The organism is Rodentibacter sp. Ppn85, from assembly GCF_001999335.1.
GTDB lineage: Bacteria > Pseudomonadota > Gammaproteobacteria > Enterobacterales > Pasteurellaceae > Rodentibacter.
Genome location: NZ_MLHS01000104.1, coordinates 1 through 5,869 on the forward strand (window position 1 = coordinate 1; position 5,869 = coordinate 5,869).

Annotated in this window: 8 protein-coding genes; 5 read left to right on the top strand and 3 right to left on the bottom strand. The window is 38.8% G+C overall.

Going from position 1 to position 5,869, the window contains the following annotated elements; all coding sequences use genetic code 11:
- Positions 1 to 58 precede the first annotated feature (58 nt).
- The 5 genes from BKL51_RS11650 to yciH all read left to right on the top strand — a co-directional run bounded on the left by BKL51_RS11650 (position 59) and on the right by yciH (position 2,948).
- Entirely contained in the window at positions 59 to 343 is a 285-nt protein-coding gene (locus BKL51_RS11650) for an integration host factor subunit beta (RefSeq protein ID WP_077466810.1), read from the top strand.
- An 85-nt stretch (positions 344 to 428) separates the two neighbouring features.
- Complete coding sequence (locus BKL51_RS11655; RefSeq protein WP_077466811.1) at positions 429 to 728, top strand: LapA family protein; 300 nt, start codon at positions 429 to 431, stop codon at positions 726 to 728.
- Positions 728 to 1,918 carry a lipopolysaccharide assembly protein LapB gene (lapB, locus tag BKL51_RS11660; protein ID WP_077466812.1) on the top strand — a complete coding sequence of 397 codons (1,191 nt, stop codon included), beginning with the start codon at positions 728 to 730 and terminating at the stop codon, positions 1,916 to 1,918. Before BKL51_RS11655 ends, lapB begins: the two co-directional genes overlap by 1 nt.
- An 11-nt stretch (positions 1,919 to 1,929) precedes the next feature.
- On the top strand, positions 1,930 to 2,625 hold the full coding sequence (gene pyrF, locus BKL51_RS11665; protein ID WP_077466813.1) for an orotidine-5'-phosphate decarboxylase: 696 nt from the start codon (positions 1,930 to 1,932) through the stop codon (positions 2,623 to 2,625).
- Between the two features lie 2 nt (positions 2,626 to 2,627).
- Positions 2,628 to 2,948 carry a stress response translation initiation inhibitor YciH gene (yciH, locus tag BKL51_RS11670; protein ID WP_077466814.1) on the top strand — a complete coding sequence of 107 codons (321 nt, stop codon included), beginning with the start codon at positions 2,628 to 2,630 and terminating at the stop codon, positions 2,946 to 2,948.
- A gap of 47 nt (positions 2,949 to 2,995) precedes the next feature.
- Here yciH and BKL51_RS11675 read toward each other — a convergent pair whose 3' ends face one another.
- Genes BKL51_RS11675 through ettA form a run of 3 tightly spaced genes read right to left on the bottom strand, consistent with a single transcriptional unit; the run spans position 2,996 to position 5,631 of the window.
- Positions 2,996 to 3,337, bottom strand: a complete 342-nt coding sequence (locus BKL51_RS11675) for a SirB2 family protein (RefSeq protein ID WP_077466815.1) — start codon at positions 3,335 to 3,337, stop codon at positions 2,996 to 2,998.
- Between the two features lie 26 nt (positions 3,338 to 3,363).
- Positions 3,364 to 3,909, bottom strand: a complete 546-nt coding sequence (locus BKL51_RS11680; protein WP_077466816.1) for a hypothetical protein — start codon at positions 3,907 to 3,909, stop codon at positions 3,364 to 3,366.
- Positions 3,910 to 3,960: 51 nt separating this feature from the next.
- Positions 3,961 to 5,631, bottom strand: a complete 1,671-nt coding sequence (gene ettA / locus BKL51_RS11685; protein WP_077466817.1) for an energy-dependent translational throttle protein EttA — start codon at positions 5,629 to 5,631, stop codon at positions 3,961 to 3,963.
- Between the last annotated feature and the right edge of the window lie 238 nt (positions 5,632 to 5,869).

Here is a 5,869-nt window from a genome sequence, read left to right on the forward strand (position 1 = left end):
GAATTATCAATAAAACTTGTTGTCATAAACATACTAATTAGAAATAAAGGAGAAATAGATGACCAAATCAGAACTTATTGAAAATTTATCTGCTAAACATCCTTCTTTACCTATAAAAGAAATTGAAGCTATTGTAAAAGACATTTTAGAACTTATAGCACAGTCATTGGAAGATGCGAATCGCATAGAAATTCGGGGATTTGGAAGTTTTTCCCTTCATTATCGTCAGCCCCGCCTCGGTAGAAATCCGAAGACAGGAGATTCTGTGAAATTGGATGCTAAATGTGTACCTCATTTTAAGGCGGGTAAAGAACTGAGAGAACGTGTAGATATATTCTCTTAGAAATAGATGAAATAGCGACACTTAGGTGTCGTTTTTCATTAGAAACTTTGGCATAATAAAGAAAACGTTTTCTAAGGGATTTCGTATGATTAAATACATTTTAGGATTTATAATTACTTTAGCCATCGTGCTTGTAGGAATTACAATTGGTGCAAATAATGATCAAATAATTACGTTTAATTATATTTTTGCAGAAAGCCAGTTCCAACTTTCAACGCTTGTTGCTGTCTTGTTTGGTTTGGGATTAATTTTAGGATGGCTTATCACAGGTTTCTTCTACTTAAAATTGAAACTAAAAAATATGTCGCTTAATCGTCAAATTAAACGTCAAACTTTACAAATTAATGAATTAACAAGCATCCGCGACAAGGCAAAGGCAGAATAATGCTTGAGTTGCTCTTTCTGCTTTTGCCTATTGCTGCTGCTTATGGTTGGTATATGGGGCAGCGTAGTGCTAAGAAAGATCAGGAAGGTATTAGTAATAAACTCTCCCGCGATTATGTTACGGGAGTCAATTTTTTGCTTTCTAATCAAACAGATAAAGCAGTAGATTTATTTTTAGATATATTACAAAAACAAGAGACTGAAAATGATATAGAAAGCAGCTCGCAATTTGAAGCGGAATTAACTCTTGGTAATTTATTCCGTTCTCGAGGGGAAGTTGATCGAGCATTACGTATTCATCAGGCTCTTGATCGTAGTCCTAATTATTCTTTTGAGCAAAAACTTCTTGCTAAACAACAGCTAGCACGCGATTTTATGACTATAGGTTTTCTTGATCGAGCAGAAAATCTTTATATTTTATTGGTAGATGAACCTGAATTTGCCGAAAACGCATTACAACAACTTTTGTTAATTTATCAAAAAACAAAAGAGTGGAAAAAAGCGGTAAATATTGCCGAAAAATTAGCAAAAATTTATCCTAAAGCCAATAATGTTGAATTAGCTCAATGTTATTGTGAATATACTCAAAGTTTGGGCAGTGAAAGTGCGGTTGAAAAGCGTCGTATTTTACAAAAAGCGCTACACATTTCTTCAACCTGCGTTAGAGCTTCAATATTGTTAGCGGATTTAGATATTGAAGAAAGAGCATATCAACAAGCAATTAAAGCATTAGAAAATGTGCTTTATCAAAACTCTGATTATATTGGAGAAGTTTTACCTGCTCTAGAATATTGTTATAAAGAATTAAATCAGCTTGATAGCTTTGAATTATTTTTAATCCGAGCAGGGCAGCTAACTAAGAATGATGAGGTTGATTTAGCACTTGCAAAATTAATTGAAGAAAAAGATGGAAAATCAGCCGCACAAGTGAATCTTTATCAACGATTAACGAAAAATCCAAGCACACTTATTTTCCATCGCTTTATTCAATATCAAATTGATGACGCAGAAGAAGGTAGAGGAAAAGAAAGTCTCATTTTACTTCATAAAATGGTAGGGGAGCGTATTAGACAGAGTGCTGTTTATCGCTGCTCAAATTGTGGTTATCAACTTCATAAATTACTTTGGAACTGCCCGTCCTGCCGTCATTGGGAAACAATCAAACCATTATCCGCACAAGAACATCATTAAAGAGGAAAATTATGACTAACAAAGTTATTGTTGCACTTGATTATGAGACGGAAGCAGAAGCGCTTGCGTTAGTTGATCAAATAGATCCTAGTTTATGTCGTTTGAAAGTAGGGAAAGAAATGTTTACTACTTTGGGAACGAATTTTGTGAAACAGTTACATCAACGTGATTTTGATGTTTTCCTTGATTTAAAATTCCATGATATTCCAAATACTGTGGCAAGAGCGGTTCGTTCTGCCGCAGACTTAGGCGTATGGATGGTAGATGTTCACGCCAGTGGCGGCTTGAAAATGATGGAAGAGGCGAAAAAAATTCTTGAACCTTATGGTAAAGATGCGCCGCTTTTAATTGCCGTGACTGTTTTAACCAGCATGGAAGATTTAGATTTACTTCAAATCGGCATCAATGCTTCCCCGATGGAACAAGTATTGCGCCTTGCTCATTTAACCCAGCGTGCGGGATTAGACGGTGTGGTTTGTTCTCCACAAGAAGTAGAAATTTTACGTAATAGCTGTGGTGCTGATTTCAAATTAATTACCCCCGGTATTCGCCCAATTGGTGCTGATTTTGGTGATCAACGACGTGTCATGACACCGACAGCGGCGATTAAATCCGGCTCCGATTATTTAGTCATTGGACGTCCAATTACACAAGCAGAGAACCCGGCAGAAGTACTTCGTTCCATTAATGTTTCTATTGCACAGTAATTATGTCTGAGTCAGTTTTAGTTTATTCCACGGAAAGTGGGCGAATTAAAGAAGAAAAGGCACGACCGTTAAGATCTAAAGGTGATGGTATTGTGCGTATTCAACGTCAAACCAGCGGTCGAAAAGGTGCAGCGGTTTCCGTTATTACCGGATTAGATTTATTGGATCAAGAATTGAAAAAACTTGCGACGGAACTCAAAAAACGCTGTGGTACAGGTGGTTCGGTAAAGAACGGTAATATTGAGATTCAAGGTGAAAAACGAGATTTACTCAAAGTGTTACTGGAGGAAAAAGGTTTCATTGCTAAGCTGGTAGGCGGCTAGAAAAGTAAAAATCCATCTTTATTAAAGATGGATTTTTATCTCTGATTTTAGTGAATGTAAGCGATAATAATCGCACCAATAAAGCTTATTAGAGAAAGCAGTAGAAATATTGGATTTGCTTTTACTACTTTTCCGCCAAAGAATTTTGCTGAAAAAATAACATACAAAATGAGCAGACAGAATTTAGCAATAAGCCAAGCTTCTAATTCAAAAGGCAATAGGAAAAATAGGGTCAAGCCGCTTACAATTAAAAGTGTATCCGCTAAGTGCGGTAAAATTTTTAACAATTTTATGGCTCGCCAATCTTTACCGCTTAATTGCATTATGCCACGAACAATCAAAAGTCCTAAACTTAAAAATGCACAGAAGACGTGCAAAGAAATTAACATAATCACTCCTAAATAGATGTTTATTTCTATTTAATTTCATAAACAGTAACACCGCACTCACGATCAGAGCTTATTGGTGCAACCTCATAGTCTTTACCTGCTTCAGGAATAAAAGTGACAGTATTTCCTTTACAGCTTTTTCCTTTGATAACGGTAGTGATTTTTTCAGTTGTTGTGTAGTGCGTATGAGTGCTGTCCATTGGAATAATTTCATTGGTTACTTGCACTTTGGTATTAGCCGGAATGACAAATTCTTTAAAAAAGATACTTGATAAGAATTTTGAATGAGCAGACGGATTTTTGCTTAATGATGTTTCCGGCATTCCAATACTCTCGTTGCCTTTGGCGCCAACCATTGAACTAAATGCTTGACCTAAACCGCCGCCAACAGTCACTTTTTCTTTTTTACCATCAATATCTACTGTTAGAAAAGACGGTCGTCCATTTTGTCCGTATAAACGAATTCTGGCATCTTTTGTTGCATCATAAGGGGTATGTTGATTAGAGAGCTCAGTTGAAACACAAGCTGTCGCTCCCAATGTCATGATTGAAACGAGCAATAAATTTTTCATTTTGACTCCTTAAATTTATAAAGTGCGGTCAAAATTAACCGCACTTTTCTTTTATTTTGCAATACGTTTATATTTCATTCTGTGTGGCTGCAACGCTTCTGCGCCAAAAGTTTTCTTTTTCCACTCTTCGTAATCGGAGAAGTTGCCTTCGTAGAAGGTAACTTTACCTTCATCGCCATAGTCTAAAATATGGGTCGCAATGCGGTCTAGGAACCAACGGTCATGGGAGATAACCATCGCACAACCTGGGAATTCCAAGATGGCATTTTCTAGTGCGCGTAAGGTTTCTACGTCAAGGTCATTGGTCGGTTCGTCCAGTAAGAGTACGTTACCACCGGCTTGCAGTAATTTAGCTAAATGTAAACGGCCACGCTCACCGCCGGAGAGTTCGCCAACCCGTTTTTGTTGATCAACGCCTTTGAAATTGAAACGTCCCACATAGGCACGGCTTGGAATTTCAAAGTTCCCGATAGTGAGAATATCCTGCCCATTTGACACTTCTTCCCACACTGTTTTTTTATCATCCATCGCATCACGGAATTGATCCACGGAGGCGAGAACAACGGTTTCTCCCATTGTGATAGAACCGCTATCAGGTTTCTCCTGCCCTGAAAGCATACGGAATAGAGTGGATTTACCTGCTCCGTTTGCCCCGATAATTCCCACAATCGCCCCTTTCGGAATGGAGAATGAGAGGTCATCAATCAAAGTGCGGTCGCCATAAGATTTGGTCAGATTTTGCACTTCAATCACTTTATCCCCTAAGCGAGGACCCGGTGGAATAAAGAGTTCGTTGGTTTCGTTACGTTTTTGATATTCGCCGGAATTGAGTTCTTCAAAGCGAGCCATACGCGCTTTACTTTTTGCTTGACGCCCTTTTGGATTTTGGCGAACCCATTCCAACTCTTTCTCAATGGATTTTTGACGAGCCGATTCCGCCGCTTGTTCTTGGGCAAGGCGTTTTTCTTTTTGCTCTAACCAAGAGGAATAATTGCCTTCCCAAGGGATTCCCTCACCACGGTCTAGTTCTAAAATCCAGCCTGCAACGTTATCTAAGAAATAACGGTCGTGAGTAATCGCCACAACCGTGCCTTCATAATCGTGGAGGAAACGCTCCAACCACGCGACCGATTCCGCATCCAAGTGGTTGGTCGGCTCGTCTAGCAACAGCATATCCGGTTTTTCCAGCAATAAACGACAGAGTGCCACACGGCGACGTTCACCACCAGATAAATGTTCAATTTTTGCGCTCCAATCAGGCAAGCGTAGTGCATCGGCAGCACGCTCTAGTTGATTATCTAAATTATGTCCGTCTTGTGCTTGAATGATTGCTTCCAATTCGGCTTGTTCCGCCGCGAGTTTATCAAAATCCGCGTCAGGATCGGCATAAAGGGCATAAACTTCATCAAGACGAGCAAGCGCATTTTTAACTTCAGATACTGCTTCTTCCACTGCTTCGCGTACAGTTTGTTGAGGTTCTAATTTCGGCTCTTGTGGAAGGTAGCCAATTTTAATGCCCGGTTGTGGTCGGGCTTCTCCTTCGATCTCCTTATCAATCCCCGCCATAATGCGGAGTAGGGTGGATTTTCCCGCACCGTTTAAGCCGAGTACCCCAATTTTCGCCCCTGGAAAAAAGCTTAGGGAAATATCTTTTAAAATATGTCGTTTAGGTGGAACAACCTTCCCGACACGATGCATGGTATAAACAAATTGTGATGACATAATCGTTCTTTCTCACTGGTTAAAAAAGTGCGGTCATTTTACTTGATGTTTAGCAAATAAGCTAATGAGAAGGCAAAAAAAACCACCCGATTCGGGTGGTAGGAAAGTAGTTTAGCTATATTTTATGATTATTTTATTTAGGAACTTTATGAATATCAAGCAATCACTTGACGAGGCGTATAGTACATAAAACCTCTTCAAAAATAAAATTCAATTTTATTATTTATTGACTTACATC

Coding starts and splice junctions, on each gene's coding strand:
- BKL51_RS11650 (WP_077466810.1), top strand. CDS start 59: ATGACCAAATCAGAACTTATTGAAAATTTATCTGCTAAACATCCTTCT.
- BKL51_RS11655 (WP_077466811.1), top strand. CDS start 429: ATGATTAAATACATTTTAGGATTTATAATTACTTTAGCCATCGTGCTT.
- lapB (WP_077466812.1), top strand. CDS start 728: ATGCTTGAGTTGCTCTTTCTGCTTTTGCCTATTGCTGCTGCTTATGGT.
- pyrF (WP_077466813.1), top strand. CDS start 1,930: ATGACTAACAAAGTTATTGTTGCACTTGATTATGAGACGGAAGCAGAA.
- yciH (WP_077466814.1), top strand. CDS start 2,628: ATGTCTGAGTCAGTTTTAGTTTATTCCACGGAAAGTGGGCGAATTAAA.
- BKL51_RS11675 (WP_077466815.1), bottom strand. CDS start 3,337: ATGTTAATTTCTTTGCACGTCTTCTGTGCATTTTTAAGTTTAGGACTT.
- BKL51_RS11680 (WP_077466816.1), bottom strand. CDS start 3,909: ATGAAAAATTTATTGCTCGTTTCAATCATGACATTGGGAGCGACAGCT.
- ettA (WP_077466817.1), bottom strand. CDS start 5,631: ATGTCATCACAATTTGTTTATACCATGCATCGTGTCGGGAAGGTTGTT.